The organism is Sorangium sp. So ce117 (assembly GCF_051524395.1).
GTDB lineage: Bacteria > Myxococcota_A > Polyangia > Polyangiales > Polyangiaceae > Sorangium > Sorangium cellulosum_B.
In genome coordinates this window covers 11,938,621-11,959,917 of sequence record NZ_CP150309.1, presented here as the reverse complement: position 1 = coordinate 11,959,917, position 21,297 = coordinate 11,938,621, and the positions used below count along the sequence as shown (strand labels likewise).

The following is a 21,297-nucleotide window of genomic DNA, read 5'->3' as shown; positions in this document are numbered from 1 at the left end:
AGCGTGGCTTCGGCTCACCGAGCAAGCGAGGCGGGTTTCTGTGAGCAGCGCTGGCAGCTCACGCCGAGAAGGCGCCGTCGATCGTCAGGCTCACGCCGTTGATGTAGGTCGACTCGGGCCGGGCCAGGTACGTGACGAACCGCGCGATCTCGTCGGGGTCGGCGATGCGCTTCTCGGGGCTCAGGTTGCGCACCCAGTCGACGTGCGGGCCGTCGGCCGGCATCATGTCGGTCGTCGTCGGGCCAGGCTGGACGTTGATGACCGAGATGCCGCGCGGGGCGAAATCCAGCGCCAGCCCGCGCACCAGCCGGGCGACCGCGGCCTTCGTCATCCCGTAGACGGCCGAGCCGGCGAGCATCGCGCGCTCGGCGATGTTGCTGCCGATGACGACGATCTTCCCGCCGCGCGAGAGGTGCTTCGCCGCGGCCTTGGCGGCGACGAACACGCCGCGCACGTTGACGGCGAGCATCCTGTCGAAGTCCTCGAGGCGGTATTCGTCCGCATTGCCGAAGATCAGGATGCCGGCGTTGTTCACGAGGACGTCGAGCCCGCCGAGCGCCCTCGCGCCCTCGGCGATCGCGCGCTCGAGCGCGCTCGCATCGGCGCTGTCGGCCTGAAGGGCGATGGCGCGCCCGCCCTCGGATTCGACGGCCGCGACGAGCTCTCGCGCCCGGTCCGGCCGGCTCACGTAGGTGAAGGCGACCGCCGCGCCCTCCCGCGCGAGGCGCTTCACGATGGCCGCGCCGATGCCGCGCGATCCGCCGATGACAATCGCCTTCTTCCCTGCGAGCGGCTTGATGTCGTTGTTCATGTCGAGCTCCTTTGCGTCGTTGGTCGTTGTGCTTCGGTTTACTTGAACGATCAGTCAAAAACAGCGCGCAACGAGGGCGGGCCCCGGAGCGGCCGCCGCGCGATCAGCGTGGACGCAGGCTCTGGACCGCGAAGGCCGCGACGTCGCGGAGGGCGTCTGTCGATGCGCCGGCCTTGGCCTGCACCTTCATCCCGCTGAGCGTTGTCGCGAGGAAGCGAGCGGCCGCGCGGCTGTCGACCGCGCGGCCGATGTCACCCTTCGCCTTGCCGTCGTCGATGACGTCCTTGAGCACGGTCTCGAGCAGCGCGGCGCTGGTCGCGGTGAGCGCGCGCACCTCGTCGTCCTCGCGGGCGAGCTCGCAGACGGCGTTCACGCCCATGCAGCCGAGGGAGCGCGCCGCGCCGTGCTCCTCGGCGAGGTCGACGAGGACACGCTCGAGCGCCGCGAGCGCGCTCGGTCCGGCCCGGAGCTCCTTGATCACCGAGGCGATGCTGTCGGCGTTGTAGGCGCGGAGCGCCTCGAGGAACAGCCGCCGCTTGTCGCCGAACGTGTCGTAGAGGCTCTGTCGGCCGATCCCCATGGCACGCACGAGATCCTCGGTCGAGGTGCCGGCGAAGCCCTTCTCCCAGAAGACCGGGATGGCGCGCCGGAGCACCTCGTCACGATCGAACTCCTTGGGCCGGGCCACGGAGAGAGCATGACCGTTCTGGACTGATAGGTCCAGAAAAAAGAGCAGGGCCCACCGCCACGGCCCTCACCGCCCGTTCTTCAGGACGCTCCCTAGCGCTGCGTGCAGGCTCGAAAACCTCTGGATTCCCTGCAAATCGAGCCCCAGCTCCACGACGGCGCGCGCCACGCGAGCCGATATCCCGGACAGGAGGCAGCTCGCGCCGAGGAGCGCCGAGGCGCGCACCATGCCCACGATGCCGTCGACCGTGCTCGCGTCGACCTCCGGAACCCCGGTCAGGTCGACGACGACGAACGCCGCGCGCGCGCGCACCACGGCCGCGAGCAGCTCTTCCGTCATCCGCGCCGCCCGCTCGGCGTCGACGAGGCCGATCACGGGCAAACACAGGACGCCTTCCCAGACCTGGATGATCGGCGTCGAGAGCTCCTCGATCCGCCGCTGTTGCTCCTCGATCAGCGCGAGCTTCCGCCGCAGCTCCTCCTCGACGAGGCGCCGCGCGGTCACGTCCTGGAGAAGGAGGAGCCGGCTCTGCTCCGTATGCCCGGCCGCGATGAGGACCTCGATGTGGAGAGCGACGCCCCCCCTCTCCACGACGAATGCTCGAGGGGCCGGCGAGCCGCTCGGCGCCTCGGCGAGGAGCGCCGCGAGCCGCGCGCGGTCGCGCTCCGCGAAGCCCTCGTCGAGCGGCGCCCCCGCCTCGACGCCGAGGAGCTCCGCCGCCTTCTGGTTCCGATCGAGCACCCGCCCCTCGATCACGTCCGCGACGAGCACCCCGATGGGCGCGTATTTCCAGAGCCCCTCGACGTTACCCGCCCGCGGCGACGCGAGCACCGGCGCGGCCTGCGCGGAGACCGCTTCGGCCGCGGAGACCAGCCCCTCATAGCGGCGCCGCTTCCTGGCCCGACCGAGCGCGTCCTCGAGCGCACGGACGACCGCATCGGGCTCGTCGATCGAAAGGCACGTCGCCGCGTCGCCGAGGAGATACGAGCGCTCGGCCTCGGCCTTGATTGCAGCGTGACTCTCGGGACACGCGCAGATCACGAGCTCGGTCCCTCGCCCCATGGCCACGGCGCGCTCCGCGATCCGCACCGCGTTCTCCACGCTCGGGCCGATGAGGAGCACGTCCGCCTCCGGGCCCGCGCTGCGCAGCCACGAGAGCGCCGCGTTCGCCTCCGAAAGGTGCTTCAGCGTGCAAGGCCCCAATCGGTCGTGATGGCGCTCGATCAGAGAATGGAGGAGCGTTCCCCCCCCGAGAACACCGACTGTCCCCGCCATCGATCAATCCCTCAAGAGCGGCTGTCGTAGCAGCACTCGGCCAGCCCACGTGCGGAGGATATCCGTCGTCGGCGCCATCACGTGAACGGCGCGGGCGTCCCGGAGCAGGCGCTCCGAGCGCCCGCCCTCGCGATACCCGATGCCGCCGAGCAGCGTCAGCGCCTCGTTGGCCACGTTCACCGCGCAATCCCCGCTCTCGGCTTTGGCCGAGAAGATCGAGAGCAGGGCGTCGGGCGCCGCCGCGTCCCCCGCGGCGGCCGCATGGTAGACCAGCCTGCGCGTCCGTTCTACCGCCGCCCACAGGCTCCCTAGCCGGTGCTGAAGCACCGGAGATTGGGCCAGCCCCTGCCCGCTGTGCGCGTACCGTCGCTCCCCGACGTGCGTGATGGCCTCCCGCAAGGCCGCCGTCGCGACGCCGATGTACGTGGCTGCCATGGCGACCAGGAAATAGGGCCCGACGACATGAAACGCGTACCACATCTGATCGCCCTCCTCGCCGAGCAGGTCTTGGCGCGGTACGCGGACGTGATCGAGGTCGAGGGGCCTCGACGCATTGCCACGCATGCCGACCCCCTTCCACGCCGGACCGAAGCGGAGGTTCGGGGCGCCCGCGCTCACGACCACGCACGAGAACTCGTCCGGCGCCGCGAGCGGGTCCGCCGCGGCCGTCGAGACCACGTACGAGTCCGCGTGCCCTCCGCTCGTGACGAAGCTCTTTTTCCCCGCCACCACGTATCCGCCGCCGGGGTCCGGGGTCAGCGCGGTCTGCGGGAAATAGAAATGCGCCCCGGTGCCCGGCTCGCTCAGCGCCAGCGTGGTCAGGTGCCGGCCGGCCGCGATGGGCGCGAGGTAACGCTCCGCGTGATCCCGCGTCGCCTTGGCGGCGATCACCGCGGAAGCGGCGAGGTGCATTCCGAAGCAAAGGGCGGTCGAAGCGCACGCTTCGCCGATCGCCTCGCAGGCTTTGGCCATGGCGAAGAGCCCGCCGCCGAGACCGCCGACCTCGCGCCCGATGACGAGCCCGCCGAGCCCCGCCTCCAACAAGCTGCGCAGGCTCGCCTCCGGCCAGCGATACTCGCGATCGACCCGCTCCGTCTCCGCCGCGATGACCTCCCGCCGGATCGTCTCGATCTTCTCCAGGACACCTTCGAGGCTCAACTCGCTCATTCTCGCGCTTGGCTCCTGGCGCGATCGGAGCACATGGGGGTGGGTGCGGGAAGGGGATCCTGGATCGTAGATAGCATTTCCGACGCATCCCTCCTGTTCTTCCGTAAAAGTCGCCTGCGCAGTACGCCGGCGCGGCATCCGCCGTTCTTTCCGGTCTTCTCCTCGCCGCCTGCGGCGGCTCCGTCTTTCCGACGGAGCCCGCGGCCGCGCACCTCCGCGCCACCGGCTTGCCCATGAACGGTGGGTGCCTGTACGTAGGCAGGGGCCCGAACATCACGGATGGGTCCGCCGCTGATCTCTGCCCCTCCCTCGCCGGGCCCGCGCCGCTCAGCCAGCCTCCGCGAGGAAGGCTGCGAGCTTCTCTGGGTTGCGGTGGGCATAGACCCCTCGAATCACGCCCTCATCGACGCTCACGCTCACGGCGGCGATCAGCCGATCTTCGTCGTGGACCAGGAGCCCCGGGGAGCCGTTGAACCACCGCACCACGAAGCGGTAGCGGCCATCGGGATGCGCCGCGGCGCTCCAGACGCGGGCGAAGAAGGTGCTCACCGCGTCCGCGCCGCGGAGCACGTGGGTCACCGTCTCGGCCTTGCCGCCCCCGTCCGCGTGGAGCTCCACGCCCTCCGCGAGCAGGCCGCGGAGCTCGTCGATCCGGCCGGCGCGGGCGGCATTCAGGAACGCGGTGAGGAGGCGCTGGTGCTCGGTGGACGAGGCCGCGAACTTCGGCCGCGCGTCGCGGACCCGCGCGCGGGCGCGGGATGCGAGCTTCCGGCACGCCGCGCTCTCTTTGCCGAGCAGGGTGGAGATCTCGTCGAAGCTGTAGCCGAACACGTCGTGCAGCAGGAACGCGGCGCGCTCCTTCGGCGTCAGCCGCTCGAGGGCGTGCATCAACGCCACCGAGACGGTCTCGTCGAGCTGCGGCTCCTCGTCGGGGCTCCGCGTATCCTCCATCAACGGCTCCGGCAGCCATGTGCCCACGTACGTCTCTCGCCGGGAACGCGCCGATTGCAGCGTGTTCAGCGCGATCCGGCTGCACACCGTGACGAGCCACGCGCGCGCGTCGCGGATCTGGTCGGTGTCTGTCTGGCTCCACTTCAAGAACGTCTCCTGCACGATGTCGAGCGCGTCGGCGCGCGTGCCGAGCATCCGGTAAGCGAGCCCCTCGAGGAGGGGGCGGTGGCTCTCGAAAAGACGCGTTCGGTGATCCATGGCGGTTACTCGATGGCGTTGGACATCAGCACGGCGAAGCGCCAGCCCTGCGCCGTCCGCCGGAAGACATGCGTGTACTTCTGCCGCGCGGCGAAGACGCCCGCGGCCCCGCCGCGCCGCATGGCCACCTCTTGCCGGCCCACCTCGACGGCCAGGTCGCCGCTCCGCTCGATCCGCTCCGGCGTCTTCCTGAACGACGCGAAGCTCGCGCTCCGGAAGAGCTCCGCCTCGCACGCGAGGAACCGCTCGCGGCCGGAGACGACCTCGTGCCCCGGGATCAGGAGCTGGATGTCGTCGGTGCAAAGCGCCGCGTAGGCCTCCGCGTCGCCCCGCTGGATGGCAGCGGCCTGCGCGGCCCGCAGCCCGCCGATCTCCCGGCGATCTTCCTCGGTGAGCGGCCCGAGACACACCGGCTCTCCAGGAGAGGCGAAGAGATGGTCGATCTCGGCCCGCGCGTACGCGATGCGACGCGACCGAGAGGCCTCGTCTCCGCTCATCCCCTCCAGCGAGATCACGTCGACCTTCGTGACGCCGATGAAGGCCAGTATCGCCCGCAGCGTGCGGGTCTGAAGCTCGTCGTCGTCGGCGGTGGGCGAGGCGACGCCGCCGCGCGCCGTCACGATGGACGCCGACTTGCTCGTGAGGAGGCCCACGTAGCGCCCTTCTACCTGTGCAAACGTTCGGTCATTGCGGATGACGTGATCGAAGTAGGCCTTGAGGGTCGATGGCAGCGTGAGGTTGTACAGCGGGCTGCTGATCAGCAAGTGATCGGCCGAGCTCAGCTCATCGATCAAGGCGTCGGACAGCACGAGGCCCTCGGGCGGCGGCCCCCCGGACGGCGGCGGTGGCGCGAGAAACGCAGCGATGGTCGCGGCGTCGAGGTGCGGCACCGGATACCGGGCGAGGTCGCGAACGATGACGCGGCCGCCGGGATTCGATTCTGTCCAGCGTACCTGGAAATAGTCCGCCACGCTCCGCGAGATCGACCCTTGCGTACGGGCGCTTGCATCGATTCTGAGCAGTCTCTTCATGTCCTCTCCGGGTGGGGTCCGCTCCCAGGACAAGGCAGCCCCCCGGAATGTGACCGCCGGCGCAGCACGAACGCAGGCGCTCACGCCCGGCACGTCAGGTCCGCCCGCGCCGCCAGGCACCCCTTGCGCCAGCGCAGCGGCGCTGCGTGCCCCGTCGCAGGGCCGGCGCGCCGTGCTCCGGGCCCAGCCCTGCCTCGACGACCGCGGCGAGCGCTCGCCATGACGGGCTCGGGCGGTGTGTCCAGCTACGCCGCGTCGAACCCGAACGCCATCGGTTCCCACGTTGGGTCGCGTGCGGGTGCTGCCGTTCGCGGGTGTGAGGGGACGTCGAGATGAACGAGGATGCGGCGCACTGCCTTTGGGTCCGTGTTCGTCGAAAGCACGCGCATCTTCCATTCGCATCTCGGGCATCGCAAAGCATCGAACCCGAACGTGCGTTTCATGAGCACGGCCCACTCGACGTTGCGCGACGTTGCGAACAACTCCCCGTCGAGCTGCCGCCCCCAGTGCAAGACCGAGGTCAGCGTCGGCTCCGCGCACGAGCGATGGGCGGCGCCTCCATCGTCCGGTTGAGGTGGGTGAGAATCGCGACGACCCCTTGCGCTCCGAGATGCCGGCAACGATCGCGCAAAGGCCGCCACACGGGCGGACAAAACCGTCCACCCATTCGACTCGACACCGCAGCTCTGCGCACAACGAGCGAGGAGCGCGCCGCCCAGCGCGGAGCACGCGACGATCACTCCGTGCTCTCAGCAGCTCCACGTTTGCCGCGGAGGAGGCCGGCTGTCATGGTGGATCCCGGGTTCGAAGGTGACGTCGAGCGAACCAGGCGTCGAGATACGATATGGACTTCCAAAGCGCGCAAGCACCTGACTACCAGGCTTTCGTGGAAAACCTCGCGGGGGCGAGCCTCGAAGAGGACATCAAGGAGATCTTCCGACGCAATATTCCGAGCGACGACGCCCTTGCCGACGGTCTGCTCGCGGCGATCCCCGGGAGGTACGATCCCAAGATCGCGGCGCTCCTCGCCTCGGCGGCCGCGTGGGCGTACTCGGACGCCGACTCCATGGCCAGGATGCTGCGCGTCCGCGGTCTCCCCAACAACAGGACCGTGACCATCCACTGGAACAACGAAGGTGTCTTGTTGGATACCACCGCGCACGTCGTCCAGAGCGGGACCGGGAAGGTCGTAATCCTCTGCTTCAGCGGGACGCGCCTAACCAACCTCGTGCAGGTACTGGCGTCGGCGGACATGCGGTGGGACCCCTTCTTCTCCACGGGATCGGTGCACGGCGGCTTCTTCCGTGCGTTCCTGGCGCTCTGGCCTTCTCTCAAGATCCTCCTCGAGGGCGCCCTGCTGGGACACTCCATCTGCGACATGATGCGGATCGACGCCGCCGGGCATCGCTGCCATACGCGCTTCGACGAGGATGGCGCCGCGCGCCCCGCGCCGTACGCCGCTCGGCCGGAGGGCGGGGGGGCGCTGGAGACGCTCTACATCACCGGGCACAGCTTCGGCGCAGCGCTCGCGGTCCTGACCGCCGCGGCGATCCATACGGAGCCCGCGCTCCTCGCGCTCAAGGAGAAGCTCGGCGGCGTCTACACGTTCGGACAGCCGATGGTCGGTGACGAGGTGTTCGCCGCCACCTTCTCCCAGCTCTTCGGGGACCGCCTGTTCCGGCACATCCACAGGAACGACGTGATCCCCCGCCTGCCAGGGCGGATGAATGGACGGTTCGCCCATTTCGGAGACGAGTATCGCTCGTCGGCCACGGGCTGGAAGCTGGCGGGCAAGGGCGCGACGCCAAGCCAGACTATGTTCGGGGGGATCGCCACGCTGATCGGGATGCTGGGCTGGCTCGTGGATCTGCCAGTGCCTTATTCGATGGAGGATCACTTCCCGCTCCAGTACCTGCGCACCTCGATGCGCTCCGCCCCTGGCTCCGAGTTCCTCCCCTGAACAGTTGCCGCCGAGAGAGACCACATGGATTACGAGAGCGCCAAGGCACGCGACTACACGTTCTTCACGGAGCACTTCAAGCAGCTGGGCCCGAGGGCGCAGAGGGATCTCGAGGACGTTCTCAAGTCGGAGCTCCCCAACGACGAGAGACTCATCCGCTACCTGGTGGACGTGCTGCCGGGGAGGTACGATCAGAAGGCCGCCGCCGTGCTCTCGGCCGCGTCCACCTGGGCCTACTCGGACGCGGACGTCATGGCGCGGATGCTGCGCCTCCGCGGCTTCACCAACAACGAGACCATCTCCATGCGTCTCAGGAACAACGCCCTCCTCCTGGACACCACCGTCCACATCAGTCAAAGCCGCGATGGCGAGCTGGTGTTCGTGTGCTTCGGGGGGACGGACCCGAAGAATATTATCCACCTTCTCCTCGACGCGAGCGCGAGGACCGACTCGTACTTCTCCACCGGGGAGGTGCACGGCGGCTTCTTCCGCGCGTTCCTGGCCCTCTGGCCCCTTGTGAGGATCCTGCTACGGGGAGCGCTGCTCGGGTATCCTATTGGCGTCCTGGCGGAGCTCAACAGGGTCGGCCACAGCGTCGCCCTGGCGCAGCCCGGGACGGGGTCAAGTACGGTCCCCGGCCTGGCGTCATTGGACTCCGTGACGCGCGCACCCGAGGTGCGCCCAGCGTCCCTGATGGGCGAGATCCCGGAAGCGTCCGAGGAGAAGCTGAAGGCGCTGTACATCGGCGGGCACAGCCTGGGCGGCGCACTCGCGGTCCTGGCCGCCGCGGAGATCCACCGGGATCCCCTCCTCGCTCCCCTCCAGAGGAAGGTCCGCGGTATCTACACCTTCGGCCAGCCCATGGTTGGCGATGCGGCGTTCGCGCAGACGTGCGACGATCGGTTCGGAGAGAAGCTTTTCCGGCACGTCTACCGGCGCGACGCTGTACCCCAGTTCCCGCCGATCACGATGGGGAAGTTCGCGCACTCCGGGCAGCTCTACACCGCGCCGCCTCTCGACACCGGCTGGGCTTTGCAGCGCACGCAGACGAGCGCGAACGGGCTGCTTATCGGCAGCGAGCAAGCCCTCGCAGGGACAGCGGCGCTGGCGCTGGGGGCCATCGCCTGGCTCAAGGACCAGCTCCCCCTCTTCTCGTGGCTGCCCCTGCCGTACTCGCTGGGGGATCACTCCCCGCTCAACTACCTCCGCACATCCCTCCAGGTCGTCCCTGGCTCCGAGTTCCGCCCCTGAGCGGCGCGGTGCCAGCATGGCGTAGACAATATTGCATAGCCGAGTGAACTCGTTGGATCTGTTGGTTTTTATAGACGGATCAATGGATCCGTATTTTTTGGACGTTATGTCAGTTGGCTGTCGTTGGCGGGGAATAGCAGCCGCCCCCGTGCAAGACCGAGGTCAGGGTCGGCTCAACTCGCACCGTAGGCTCGGCATGCGCGAGCAACTTCGCTGAGGGCGCCGGAGGAGCGCACGACGACGCAGGGCCAGGCGACCTTCGCGCCCGCGATGGAGGCCCGGTCACTGGCGCGATGGCGGCCGGACAGCCCGAGCGACAGAGGATCAACCAGCTTGACTCTCAATACGAGGCGACAACGGCATCCATGCAGGGAGGTAGCCGCGCCTTGCCGTATGCAAGCTCACCCATCCCTCAGTGACGTGCCGGCAGGCGACGGATGCGGTGTGCGCGGAGCCCAGCAGGCCTTGTTTGGACCGCAGAGCGTGGCCTATCCTCACGCCGTGAGGATCTCCAAGCGATGACCAGAGCCGAGGTTGACACCGAGGTCGCCGAGCTGCAACGCCGGGTGGCGGAGCTCGAGCACCAGCTCGCGCAAGTCCGGCAGGAGCGGGACGAGTACGAGCAGATCGTGCAGCGCGCGCCTGCGCTCATCTCGCGGCTCACACCCGACGGGCGGGTGGTGTACGCGAACACGACCTGCGAGCAGATCATCGGCTACAAGCTCGAAGAGGTCATCGGCCAGGAGCTGCTCCCGATACTCTATCCGGGCGAGCTGATGGAGCCCGTGAAGGAGTACCTGCGCATCGCTGCGGAAGGCGGGGACGTCCGGGATTACGAGCTGGCGCTGCGCACCCGTGACGGCGAGCTGCGGACGCTGACGTGGAACTCCTTCCACCGATTCGGGCCGGACGGCGAGCTGCTCGAGATCGTATCCCTTGGGGTCGACGTCACGGCCCGCAAGGCGTCCGAGGCCGCGCACCAGCGCCTGCAGGAGCAGATCATCGCCATGCAGGCCGCGGCGCTCGTGGCGCTGTCCACCCCGCTGATCCCGATCAGCAAGGGTGTCGTGGTGATGCCGCTCATCGGGTCGGTCGACGAGGAGCGGGCGCGCCAGATCATGGAGACCTTGCTGTCGGGCATCTCGCGGTCCCAGGCGAGCACGGCGATCCTCGACATCACCGGCGTAGCGACAGTGGACCAGGGCGTCGCGCATGCGCTACTGCAAGCCGCCCGAGCGGCGCGCATGCTCGGGGCGCAGGTCGTCCTCACGGGCATCCGCCCCGACGTGGCGCAGACCCTGGTGAGCCTCGGAACCCACCTGGAGGGCATCATCACCCGCGGGACCCTGGAAAGCGGCATCGCCTTCGCGCTCGCGCGCGAACAGGCCGGCGCCAAGGAGTGAGACTCCGCCCGGGGGGCTTCCATGCCGGCGTCCGCGCCGGTGTCCCCACCGATCCCCACGACAAATGACCGCGACCGCCTGGGAGCGACCTCCTGTCTCGCAAGGCGCGCTCCCTGGCAATCACACCCCCTCACCGACCTCTCAGTCGATCAACGTCGCGTCGAGGGTGATCTCGGCCTTGAACAGCTTGGACACCGGACACCCGGCCTTGGCCATGCCGGTGAGCTTCTCGAACGTTGCCTGATCCGCGCCCGGGATCTTGGCCTTCAGCGTCAGATGAACGGCGGTGATGGCGAAGCCCCCTTCCACCTGCTCCAGCGTGACCTGCGCCGAGGTGTTCATCTGTTCGGCGGTGAGCTTGGCTTCGCCCAGGATCAGGGACAGAGCCATCGTGAAGCAGCTGGCATGGGCGGCGCCGATCAGCTCTTCGGGGTTGCTGCCACGCTGCCCTTCGAAGCGGCTGGCGAACCCGTAGGGATAGTCCTTGAGCGCGCCGCTCTCGGTGGAGATGGAGCCCTTGCCATCCTTGATTCCACCTTGCCAGGCCGCCGAACCGTTCCTCTTGATCTTCATCTCTAGCTCTCCTCGGTCGAAGCGCGAGCTTTGCGGTACGCGCGCGGGTGAAACAGCGGACACCGAATAGCGCGGCCGAGCCACCGGCGCAAGTGACATGGGTGCAGACCCCGCGTTGCTACGGCGTTTCGCATGGTTCATGACCGGCAAAGCATGATTCAGGACGCCGTCTTCATTTGCCTCTTCGCATCGTGCGTGACCGTTGGCACCGGTTTCGGCACGAACCGGAGTGAAGCACGGCGCGCGAGGTATGACTCGAAATCTGCTCATAGCCCGTTGACAAGGACGCACGGCAGGCCCCTGCCATCTCTTGCTCGCCGCCGTGGGGAAGCCCAGGTCCAGCCAGACGACGTTCATCTGCCCCGACGACACCGGGGAAGCCGAGCGCTCTGGAGGTCAGAACCGGGCCCTTTGTCTCGACGCAATCACGGCTCTTCGAGCCGCGAGCGGACGACCTCGCCGTCGAGCGTGCTGCCGTCGGCCTCGATATAGAGGTGATCGCCCACGATCGTGACCGCCCATTTGCGCCGCAAACCCGTGTTCTCTGCGAGCGTGGCGACGAGGCGGTGGTCGTCGAGCACGAACGGGCCGAAGGGAATCAGCGACGCGAGAGGCCATCTGGAACGTGTTTCACGGTCACGTGCTTCGCGCGGGTCCCCCTCGCACGGCGCGAGCGGCCCGCGCCGGATGCACCACCGCCGCGCTGGATGGGCTAGAAGTCGAGGGAGCAGCCATGGGCCGAGCGCAGCAGATAGAAGCGCTAGCGCGACTGTGATCTGTGTCATCCACCGTAGGCTCGGCATGCCAGGCGCCCGCGCATCGGGGCGAAGCGCCTGGAGGTGCGCGAGCACGGCGCCACCCTCGCCAGGCGACGGCGGAACGCCTCCGACGAGTCCGGTTGCGCGACCTCGATCGGCAGGTGCGGGAACCAGCAGGATCGACCTTGCGGACGCCACGTTCCGATGATGCCTTCTCCCTGACAGCCTCTCGCTCAGGGCACCGTCGTGTTGAGCAGGAGCTGATTCGCCTGGCTGTAATTCCCCAGCATGAGATCCAGGTCCCCGTCGCCATCCATGTCGCCGACGTCCCCGTCGGCCGTCAAGAGGAGGGTCTGGGTGAGCCAGGGGACGTCGATCTGGTCGAAGTAGCCGCCGGCGTTCCTGTACAGCGAGTGCTTGCGCGATACCATCGAGGGGATGTTGCCCCGCAGCATGACGATGTCCACGTCGCCGTCCATGTCGAAGTCGCCGAGCTCGACCTCGCGAGCGTGGGCGTCGTAGGCGTGCGCGCTGATCCGGCTCGCCGTCACGTTGACGAAGTACCCGGTCCCGTTGTTCGAGAGCAGGACAATCTGAGCTCCGCCTGCGGGGGCGAACACCAGATCCAGGTCCCCATCGGTGTCGAGGTCCGCAGCCTCGACGTCGACCGACCCGAACGTCGTCAGCGGCAAACTGGCGCCCAGACGACCGCTGGCGTTGATGAACGGGCCTCCCTGGGTGTTGCGCAAGAACATGGTCGTGGTGCCGGCCAGGATGAGCTCGGGGTAGATGGCTTGACGGATCGCGAGGCAATCCGCCTGCTGGGCCGGCGTCACCGCGCCGCTCGCCACGAGCCCGGCGACCGAACGCTTGGGATCGGAGCAGATCCCACACAGGGCAGCAGGGCGGCCAGCGCACGCGGAAGCGTTGACGTCCGCGAGGTCCACGCACAGCGCCTTCTCCACCGTGACGCCCTGCGTCGAGGTGCCGAACCAGAAGCTGCTCTGGTCGGTGAACACGCCGTTGCCCCCGTTGATGAGCAGCGTCGAGTTGCCCGGCGAAACGTTCCCGAAGAACGCGTCGAGATCGCCGTCGGCGTCCACGTCGCAGAGCTCGACCGCGCGATCCGACATCGTGGTCGATGGCAGGCGCCCGGTCGTGGCCACCGTGAAGGTGCCGCCGGAGTTGAGGTACAGGGCGGCCTGCTTCGACGCCGTCGTGCCCGTGGCGGAGTGAGCTGCCGCGATGATGTCCATGTCGCCGTCACCGTCCACATCGCCGGAATCCACATCGGTGTGCGTGACCAGCACGCTGGGGAATTGCAGCGCCGTGACGTCCACGAGGTGGCCGCCGTCGTTCCTGAGCAGGCGCGGCTGCATGAGAGCGACCGAGTAGGGCACGATGAACACGTCGAGATCACCGTCGTTGTCGATGTCGATCAGGTCGATGTCGCTGGTCGCGGTCGTCGTGCCCAGCGGGACGCGCCCCACCGTGCCGTCGGTGAACAGCGGCTGCGGAGGCAGCGGCGCGGTGAGCGCGGCGTGCGCGTCGACGATGCCGCCGGTGCGGGTGAGGCCGGCGAACGCGGGCAGCGGCGCGGCGGTCTGCTCGATCATCTTCACCACGCGCACGGGGTCACCCCGCAGCTCGCTGTGCTGGGACAGGAGCAGCCCGGCAACGCCGCTGACCATCGGGGCGGCGAGGGACGTGCCGTTGGCGCCGAGGAAGGTGTTCGTGCCAGGCGCCGCGACCGAGACCGTCTTCGCGCCATAGGCGGACGATTGGCCGCCCGTCCAGACGGAGCGGTTGCCGGACTGGTCGCTCGCCGCGACCACGATCTTGTTGGGCAGCCCGAGATGAGCGGGGAAGTCGGCGACGAGCGGATTCCCAAACGAATCGACCGCGTCGAGGTTGGTCCCCCAGTTGCCCGCGGCGGTCACGAACAAGAGGTGGGAGACGCCGAGGTCCCAGACGGCCTCCGTCAGGTCATGAAGGGCGTCCTCGGGAGTGTACGAGATGCCCGTCCAGCTGTTGAAGCTGCCGGCGAACGAGCTGTTGACGACGTGCGCACCGTTGCGCGCGGCGTACTGGTACGCCTCGAGGATGGCATCGTAGGTCGGGGCGGCGACGGTCGTTGGTGTGCCGTTCACGATGCGCGTCTCCAGGCGCCCGTTGCCCAGGGGCATGATCTTGACCCGGTGCATCACGCCGGTGTAACCGGCGCAGTCGTCTCCGATCTCGCCGAGGGCCCCCGCCACGATGTCTCCGTGCGTGTTTCCGGTGTCCACGGGCGACGGGTCGTTCGGCCTGAGCGGGCTGCCGCCGAGGTCTTGTCCCGGGCGCGCGAACTGGAAGCCGCGGCAGTCGTCCGGATAGCCGTTCTCGTCATCGTCTCGCGCGGCCCCGTCGCAGTCCTGTCCTTCGGGCGCGCCCAGCAGCGCGCCCGGGGGCAGGGCGTTGCAGGCGACGCCGCCGGGGCCGATCTCGTCGGCAATCGAGCCGTCGCCGTCGTCGTCCAGGTCGTTCGTGTAGATGCGCGCGACGTCGGGATCGAGCAGATCCGTCGCGCCGTCGCCGTCATCGTCCACCCCGCAGCCGCCGGGGCAGCCGTCGCTGTTCAGGTCCGACCGCGGGCAGGTCCCGCCCGTCGTGAGCGGCATGCAGTCGCTGCTGCACGGGGGCGCGGCGCAGCACTCGTCCGCGTTGAGGTAGATGTTGTCGACCAGCGGATGAGGGCCCGGGCCGCTGCAATTGTCCGTGCCGTAGTACGCCGCCTGATAGTAAATCACGCCGCTGTCGACAACCGCGACGACGACATCGTGGGATCCGCGCTGGATATCCCAGGCGGCGTCCACGTTCATCGCCTCGATGTACCAGTTCTGCGTGTGATAGTATGTATCGTTCGGCGCGTAGGTCGGCACGGCGATCAGGTTGGGCAGGGCGAGCCGCACCGGCTCGCCGCCCGCGAGGAGCGCCGAGAGCGCCTCCCTCTCCGTCCCCTTCGGCACGGTGACAACGCCCATGTCCGGAGTGATCTGCCGCGCGAGCGCGCCCTGTACACCGGAGAGGACCCTCCCGCGCTCCTCCGCCGACGTGCCGGAGCTGAACTTCACGATGAGCTCGCCCGGCACCATGGACGCGAGGGACACGACCACGATGTCAGAAGCGCTCTCGTTGCCGTCGATGTCGGTCGCGACGAGGTGGACCCGGTTGGGCGTCAGGAACTCACCCGGGTCGTTCCGGAGCGGCAGGTCGATGGCGAACTCTCCTGCCGGCGTGAGCGCCGACGCCTGCGCCGGCGCATCGCCGATGCTGACGCTGACCGATCGCGCCAGCGTGTTGTCCTCGACGCGGCCTCGCAGGGTGAATGTCCCCTGAGCCACGATGTCCCCCTTCGCCGAGGACCTCGCGTAGTCCTCGGCGACGCGGAGCCTCGGGGCCTCGTCCGTCGCGCCGAGGCGGATGGCGTCGAGCCGGCAAGGGCCGGTGGCGCCCCGCGGGAGATCCAGCGCGATCTTGAGCCGGAGGTCGTCGTACTCTGTCCTGAGCGCCGCCACCAGCTCGGCAGGCAGGTCGAAATCGACGCGTGTGAACTGACCTGCCGCTCCCCGGGGGAGCGCGACCTCCTGGAGGAACCGGCGCTCGATCCCCCGGGAGGGCAGCTCCACGACCAGGTGGACGCGCCCCAGCGGCTCCGCGCCGGGCGGCGCCTCCGGGAGCGACAGGCTCATGGAGAGGGTGGAGTGGACCGCCGCGAGGGTGCTGAGCGGCGCGCTCACCAGCTCGTGGTACCCGCCGCCGGGCACCTCGAGGCTCTTCTCGCCGTGCGCGCGCTGGTCGCTCGCCTGCGCGGCGCCGCCATCGAGCGTCCACGCGCCCGCGTCCTCGAACCCGAGGATGCTCTCGTTCGACGCTCGCGCCGCGCCGGCGCTCGGGGCGCCGCCCGGAGCGACGCTCGTGCCATCGCAGCTGCATATCAATGCCGCGGCGACGACCCATCGTCCACGTTTCATATCATTCTCTCGCTGATGCCCGAAGATTGAGCCAAGATGGACGTCGGCAGGTCCACGATGGAGGGCATTCAGGGGGCGTGCTGCATGAAATGCCTGTCGCCGTCCTGTTTGACGCCGGCCCGCGTGTCGGGCGTGCACCGGGCGCCAGGCAGGCATGGCAATGCTCGTGCCCGCCGGTCCTGCACGCGCGGCCATGTCTTTCGGCCGGCTTCTCTCGCGATGGCGGGCGTGAGGTGGCGCGATGTCACGGTGCGACGGCCCGATGTCACGGTGCGACGGCCCGATGTCACGTGACAGTGCCGCGTGACAGTCACGGGACACGAGCCGGCCCGCCGCTCTCCGGCCCCCGGCTGGCCTCGACGAACCGAGCGCTCCGGAGGTTAGAGCCTGGCCTCTCGTCTCGACGCGATCACGGCTCTTCGAGCCGCGAGCGGACGACCTCGCCGTCGAGCGTGCTGCCGTCGGCCTCGATATAGAGGTGATCGCCCACGATCGTGACCGCCCATTGGCGCCGCAAACCCGTGTTCTCCGCGAGCGCGGCGACGAGGCGGTGGTCCACGGTGGAGAGCGAGATCGCGCCGGTGACCTTGCTCGCGCGCGAGGCGGCCTCGCGCGCGCCGGACACGAGCTCGTCGCGACGGCGCGCGTCCGAAAAGAGCGCGTGGACGGCCACGCCCGCGTTGTGCTGCACGACTCTCTTGAGCTTCTCGAACGGCGCCGCGCCGCACTCGATCCAGGTGAGGACGCGGCCCGTGGGATCGCGCGTCCAGAGGTCCGCCCCCTCGGCGTCGCAGAGCCCTGGGCCGAAGGCGAGGCCCTCCTCGTGAAAGAGGCAATACGCGAGCACCCGCAGCATGACGTGCTCGGCGCTCTCCGAGGGGTGGCGGGCAACGATCACCCGCTCGCTCGCCTCACGGCCGCGATCGACGTGCGAGAGGTCGATGCGGAAGTCCATTCTCGTCGAGGGGAGTGCCATCGTTGCTCCCGCTAGCCTCGATGCGCCGCGCCGCTGTCGCCGAACGCGGCTTCGGGCAGCGCCGCTGCCTCTTCTCGTTGCTCTCGCCGCAGGCGGGCATCGAGCACGACAACCTCTGTGTTCAACATCGATGACCTCCGGAGCGCGCCGCTGTTCGCGTCGCGCAGGACCGTGCTCCAGGCCGGGTACCACGCGAGCGAGGGAGAGCCTATCTGGAATGTGCCTCACGGTCACGTGCTTCGCGCGGGTCTCCCTTGCACGGCTTCGCGATCGTCGGCCGGCGATGGTATAGGGCCTCATCCATGATCTCCCGCCGCGCCGTGATCGCCGCAGCCGGCCTGTTCTCCGCCGGCGCGCTCGCCCCGGGCCTGGCCCGCGCGGCGGGGCGCGTGCCCCCGCCCCTCCCGGCGTTTCCCCTCTCGATCGCGGTGACGGAGGAGGAGGCGGGGAAGCCGGTGCGCGACGACGCCTGGCTCGACGCGCAGATCGCCGAGGCGGTCCGGCTGTTCGAGCCCGCCGGTGTGGCCCTGCGCAAGGTCGGCTCGCGCACGCTGGCCCCGCGGTTTTCGCGGATCGAGACGCGCGAGGACCGGGACGCGCTCGCCTCGGCGATCGAGGCGCGCCGGATCAACGTGATGGTGGTCGCGTCGCTGCGGGACGTCGACGATCCCCGGCGCTTCCGGATGGGCGTGCACTGGCGGCACCGGGCGACGCCGGAGCGGCGCTTCGTCATCCTCGCGGCGAACGCGCGGCCCACCGTGCTCGCGCACGAGCTCGGGCACTTCTTCGGGCTCGGGCACAGCGGCGTCGACGACAACGTGATGAGCTACGCGCGCACCGGAGCGCCCGTCTCGTTCGATGGGGCGCAGATCGCGAAGATCCGGTCCGCCGCGCGCGGGTACGCGTCGAGCATGGCGTTCGAGCCCGCCTAGGCTAGGGCTTCGCGCGGAAGGTCGGGGCGCCAGGCGCGGCGATCTCCTCCTCGTCGATCGGCAGGTCCTTCCAGGGCTTCACTTCCTGCAAGAGGCCGAAGTCGAAGGACCAGAAGTACGGTGCGCTCCCGGGATCGAGCAGGGTGCAGCAGTAGTCCGTCATGGACCCGAACCATTCCACGGTGATCGCCTCGCTGCACGAGATAAAAATATCGTCCTCCACCACGCGCCAGGGCACGACATCCCCGGACCGAAGCCGACGCGCCCTCGACTCGTCTGCGCGAACGGACCGGAGCCCATCCTCCAACCGAAGACGGCGGGTCCCGGGTGCACCTGCGCGAACGAACCGGGTATTGCCGAGATGCCCCCACTCGTTGAAGCTGAACTCCAGCTCCATTTCTGGCCACACGGGCAGAGAATAGAACATCTGGGTGGTCCAGAACGCGGGGTCCTCCGCCGGCGCCGGCTCGATGCGCCGGGGCGCCCCGAGGAATCGAGGAATCACGTCGGCTTCGCGCAGGTGCCCGTTGTTCCCTTGGCGGAAGCTCAGGCCCACGTCCGCGACCATCGCGTTCGCCGCGTCGACCTCCGATGGATGGACGCCGAGCCGCTTCAGGCCCTTCGCCATGCCCGATTTGTTTCGCATCTGCGACATGAGATGAACCTGATACGCAACGACAGACTTCATGATCACCACCCCTGGATCTCATCACGTCGGAATCCGTACGTCTCGACCACGGTGAACTCCTTGCTGATACAGGCCCTGGCCATCGACGATGGGGCATAAAGCGCGCCCGCGACGCGCGGTCTCAGCGGGTCGCGTCCAGCGGTGCCGAAGAGGCTGGGCAGCACGGCCGCGCAGCCAAGCGCCACGCCCCGGTCGGCGAACCCGAGCACATGGGGAGAGAGCCCGGGCATCTCGGTCAGCACGAGGGCGGCGGGGCCCTTCCCTCTCCGATACACGTCGTGCGCGACGCCGTCGTGCGTGAAGCGCTCGCGCTGGAAGGTGGCGAGATCGCCCTCCGGCGCCTTGGGTTTGCCCGGTGCCATCACGGCGAACTGCATCACACCACGTGCGCGCGGTAAAGCCCCTCTCCAGCCGCGCTCAGGTCCGTCCGCGTCCGAACGTGCATGAAGGAGTTATGGATACGACGTCGCTATACGGAAGAGGTGGTGCAGGCGGGTCGGGGCGACGACGGCGCGCACCTCGTCGAGCGCGTCGATCGCCGCGGCCGCGTCGGCGTCGTCGTCGAACGTTTCGTGTCGGACGCGGGACGCCGAGGCGTGGCGCGGGATCGGGCGTCGGTTGGCGCCGATGTTGCAAACATACCTACTCATCGCGAACCATCCGACACATGCAGGAATGCCTGGATTTCGGCTGGATTCGAAGAGGATGCGAGATTCATCACGCCCTCGTTCGAATTCACGAGCGACCCGAGTAAGCTGTGCGGGAATGTTCTACGTATCGAAGCTCGCAGCGCTGAGGATCGCGGGGGTGTTCGTGCTGGCCTCGCTCGGGGGCTGCTCGAGCGAGGCGAGCGAGGCGAGCGGGACGAGCGGGACGAGCGGGACGAGCGGTGACGCGACACCACCTGCCCCGAAGTCGCTGGCCGTCGTGTTCACGCCGAAGGGAGGCACCTTCCAGGCGTCCGAGCCCGTGGAGCTCACGGTCGAGGACGAGCGCGCCGCGGTGCACTTCACGACCGACGGCTCGCTGCCCACCGCGAGCTCGCCGGTCTACGTCGAGCCGCTCGTGCTCACCGCGTCCACGCGGGTGCGCGCCCTCGCCGTCGTCCCTCACGCCGCGCCTTCCGGGGAGGGGGGCAACGGGGGGGCGGGAGGCAGCGGGGGGGCGGGCAGCGACGGGGCCGACCTCCTCGGGCCGATCGCGAGCGAGGCGTATTTCAAGGTCGCCGCCGATAGCGCGGAGTTCAGCTCGGAGCTGCCGATCGTCGTGATCCACACCTTCGAGTCGAGGCGGCTCGACCCGTTCGAAACCGAGTTCGTCCCGGCCACGTTCATGCTGCTCGAGCCCAGAGATGGGCAAACCAAGCTCCTGGGCCGCGCGAGCTTCGATGGCCGCATCGGCATCCACGTCCGCGGCGCGACGTCCCGCGAGTTTCCGAAGAAGCAATACGCCGTCGAATTTCGTGACGACGCTCTGGACACGGATCTCGACCGGGAGTTCCTGGGGATGCCGGCGGACTCCGACTGGGTGCTCAGCGATCCGGTGAGCTTCGATCGCTCGCTCATCCGCAACGCGCTCGCCTTCGAGATGAGCAACCGCATCGGCCGGTACGCGCCGCGTACGAGCTTCGTCGAGGTGTTCCTCGTCGACTCGGGGGCCGACGTGGCCGAGAAGAGCTTCCTCGGGTTCTACACGGCGATCGAGAAGATCAAGCGCGGTCAGGATCGTGTCCCGGTGGCCAAGCTCTCGGCCGACGATCTCACGGAGCCGGACGTGACCGGCGGCTTCCTCTTGCGCATCGACAAGGGCGAAAATCAATTCAAGGCCGCCGGCCAGGAGCTCCAGTTCGTGTACCCCGATCCGGAGGACATGCTGGCCCCCGCGCGAGAGCCGCAGCTCGACTACATTCGCGATTACATCGACGACTTCGGTCAGGCCGTCGACGCGGAGGACTTCGAGCAGCCCGGCAGCGGCAAACACTATTCGAGCTTCATCGATCAAGACGCCTTCATCGACCACAACATCATCAACGCCCTGACGAAGAACGTCGATGCCCTGCGGATCAGCACGTACTTCTTCAAAGATCGCCAGGGCCTCCTCTCGGCCGGTCCCGTGTGGGACTTCGACCGGAGCCTCGGAACGCCCTACGATGAACGCGCGTTCGAGCCGGAGGAGTGGAAGCTCGAGGGCTCCGACGGGACCGACTACTTCACGGAGGGCTGGTGGGGGTCGCTGTTCCGCGATCCGGCGTTCAAGGCGCGGTACAAGGCTCGATTTCTGGCGCTGCTCCAGGGCGAGCTCGCGCCCGACGAGCTCGACGCCATGGTGGACGGCCTGGTGCGCAAGGTGGGAGCTCCGGCCGTGGAGAGGAACTTCGCGCGCTGGCCGGATTCCCCGCCGCTCGATGGGTCCCACGACGCCGAGGTCAGCCTGCTCAAGGACTTTCTCCGCAGGCGGGCCAGCTGGATTCGCGACGAGCTCATGACATGGTGAACGTGCGTTTCATGAGCGCGGCCCAGGCGACCTAGCGCGACGTTGCGAACAACGCCCCGCCGAGCAGCC

The 21,297-nt window shown here is 68.7% G+C and carries 18 protein-coding genes; 5 read left to right on the top strand and 13 right to left on the bottom strand.

Annotated features, from left to right (window positions below; genetic code table 11):
* Nucleotides 1-58 precede the first annotated feature (58 nt).
* The 6 genes from WMF46_RS44830 to WMF46_RS44805 all read right to left on the bottom strand — a co-directional run bounded on the left by WMF46_RS44830 (nt 59) and on the right by WMF46_RS44805 (nt 6,181).
* A complete protein-coding gene (locus WMF46_RS44830) occupies nt 59-811 on the bottom strand; it encodes an SDR family oxidoreductase (RefSeq protein WP_437982832.1) in 753 nt (250 codons plus the stop codon).
* A gap of 103 nt (nt 812-914) precedes the next feature.
* Nucleotides 915-1,499: a TetR/AcrR family transcriptional regulator gene (locus tag WMF46_RS44825; protein WP_437713215.1), complete on the bottom strand. Its 585-nt coding sequence runs from the start codon at nt 1,497-1,499 to the stop codon at nt 915-917.
* 66 nt (nt 1,500-1,565) lie between these two features.
* Nucleotides 1,566-2,774 (bottom strand): STAS domain-containing protein, encoded by a 1,209-nt coding sequence (locus WMF46_RS44820; protein WP_437982831.1) that lies wholly within the window; start codon nt 2,772-2,774, stop codon nt 1,566-1,568.
* A 3-nt stretch (nt 2,775-2,777) separates the two neighbouring features.
* Nucleotides 2,778-3,941, bottom strand: coding sequence for an acyl-CoA dehydrogenase family protein (locus tag WMF46_RS44815; protein WP_437982830.1), 1,164 nt, complete (start codon nt 3,939-3,941; stop codon nt 2,778-2,780).
* Nucleotides 3,942-4,268: 327 nt separating this feature from the next.
* The gene (sigJ, locus tag WMF46_RS44810; protein ID WP_437982829.1) at nt 4,269-5,150 is read right to left on the bottom strand and encodes an RNA polymerase sigma factor SigJ; all 882 of its coding nucleotides are present in this window, start codon (nt 5,148-5,150) and stop codon (nt 4,269-4,271) included.
* Between the two features lie 5 nt (nt 5,151-5,155).
* The gene (locus WMF46_RS44805; protein ID WP_437982828.1) at nt 5,156-6,181 is read right to left on the bottom strand and encodes an NAD(P)H-dependent oxidoreductase; all 1,026 of its coding nucleotides are present in this window, start codon (nt 6,179-6,181) and stop codon (nt 5,156-5,158) included.
* Nucleotides 6,182-7,067: 886 nt separating this feature from the next.
* On the opposite strand from WMF46_RS44805, the gene WMF46_RS44800 reads away from it, so the two are divergent.
* The 3 genes from WMF46_RS44800 to WMF46_RS44790 all read left to right on the top strand — a co-directional run bounded on the left by WMF46_RS44800 (nt 7,068) and on the right by WMF46_RS44790 (nt 10,795).
* Nucleotides 7,068-8,141, top strand: a complete 1,074-nt coding sequence (locus tag WMF46_RS44800; protein WP_437982827.1) for a lipase family protein — start codon at nt 7,068-7,070, stop codon at nt 8,139-8,141.
* 24 nt (nt 8,142-8,165) lie between these two features.
* Nucleotides 8,166-9,392, top strand: coding sequence for a lipase family protein (locus tag WMF46_RS44795; RefSeq protein WP_437982826.1), 1,227 nt, complete (start codon nt 8,166-8,168; stop codon nt 9,390-9,392).
* A gap of 518 nt (nt 9,393-9,910) precedes the next feature.
* Nucleotides 9,911-10,795, top strand: coding sequence for a PAS domain S-box protein (locus tag WMF46_RS44790; protein ID WP_437982825.1), 885 nt, complete (start codon nt 9,911-9,913; stop codon nt 10,793-10,795).
* 141 nt (nt 10,796-10,936) lie between these two features.
* Here the strand turns inward: WMF46_RS44790 and WMF46_RS44785 are convergent, their stop codons facing one another.
* From WMF46_RS44785 to WMF46_RS44770, 4 genes are all read right to left on the bottom strand, one after another.
* Entirely contained in the window at nt 10,937-11,368 is a 432-nt protein-coding gene (locus tag WMF46_RS44785) for an OsmC family protein (RefSeq protein WP_437982824.1), read from the bottom strand.
* Nucleotides 11,369-11,793: 425 nt separating this feature from the next.
* A complete protein-coding gene (locus WMF46_RS44780; protein ID WP_437982823.1) occupies nt 11,794-11,949 on the bottom strand; it encodes a hypothetical protein in 156 nt (51 codons plus the stop codon).
* Nucleotides 11,950-12,359: 410 nt separating this feature from the next.
* Complete coding sequence (locus WMF46_RS44775; protein WP_437982822.1) at nt 12,360-16,139, bottom strand: FG-GAP-like repeat-containing protein; 3,780 nt, start codon at nt 16,137-16,139, stop codon at nt 12,360-12,362.
* Nucleotides 16,140-16,548: 409 nt separating this feature from the next.
* Entirely contained in the window at nt 16,549-17,115 is a 567-nt protein-coding gene (locus WMF46_RS44770) for a YaeQ family protein (protein ID WP_437982821.1), read from the bottom strand.
* 302 nt (nt 17,116-17,417) lie between these two features.
* Between WMF46_RS44770 and WMF46_RS44765 the strand changes: the two genes are divergently transcribed.
* Nucleotides 17,418-18,047 (top strand): hypothetical protein, encoded by a 630-nt coding sequence (locus WMF46_RS44765; protein WP_437982820.1) that lies wholly within the window; start codon nt 17,418-17,420, stop codon nt 18,045-18,047.
* Nucleotide 18,048: 1 nt separating this feature from the next.
* On the opposite strand, the gene WMF46_RS44760 is transcribed toward WMF46_RS44765, so the two are convergent.
* From WMF46_RS44760 to WMF46_RS44750, 3 genes are all read right to left on the bottom strand, one after another.
* Entirely contained in the window at nt 18,049-18,702 is a 654-nt protein-coding gene (locus WMF46_RS44760; RefSeq protein ID WP_437982819.1) for a hypothetical protein, read from the bottom strand.
* A 35-nt stretch (nt 18,703-18,737) separates the two neighbouring features.
* Entirely contained in the window at nt 18,738-19,112 is a 375-nt protein-coding gene (locus WMF46_RS44755) for a hypothetical protein (RefSeq protein WP_437982818.1), read from the bottom strand.
* Nucleotides 19,113-19,187: 75 nt separating this feature from the next.
* Nucleotides 19,188-19,385, bottom strand: a complete 198-nt coding sequence (locus WMF46_RS44750; protein ID WP_437982817.1) for a hypothetical protein — start codon at nt 19,383-19,385, stop codon at nt 19,188-19,190.
* 115 nt (nt 19,386-19,500) lie between these two features.
* On the opposite strand from WMF46_RS44750, the gene WMF46_RS44745 reads away from it, so the two are divergent.
* Nucleotides 19,501-21,228: a CotH kinase family protein gene (locus WMF46_RS44745; protein ID WP_437982816.1), complete on the top strand. Its 1,728-nt coding sequence runs from the start codon at nt 19,501-19,503 to the stop codon at nt 21,226-21,228.
* The last annotated feature ends 69 nt before the right edge of the window (nt 21,229-21,297 follow it).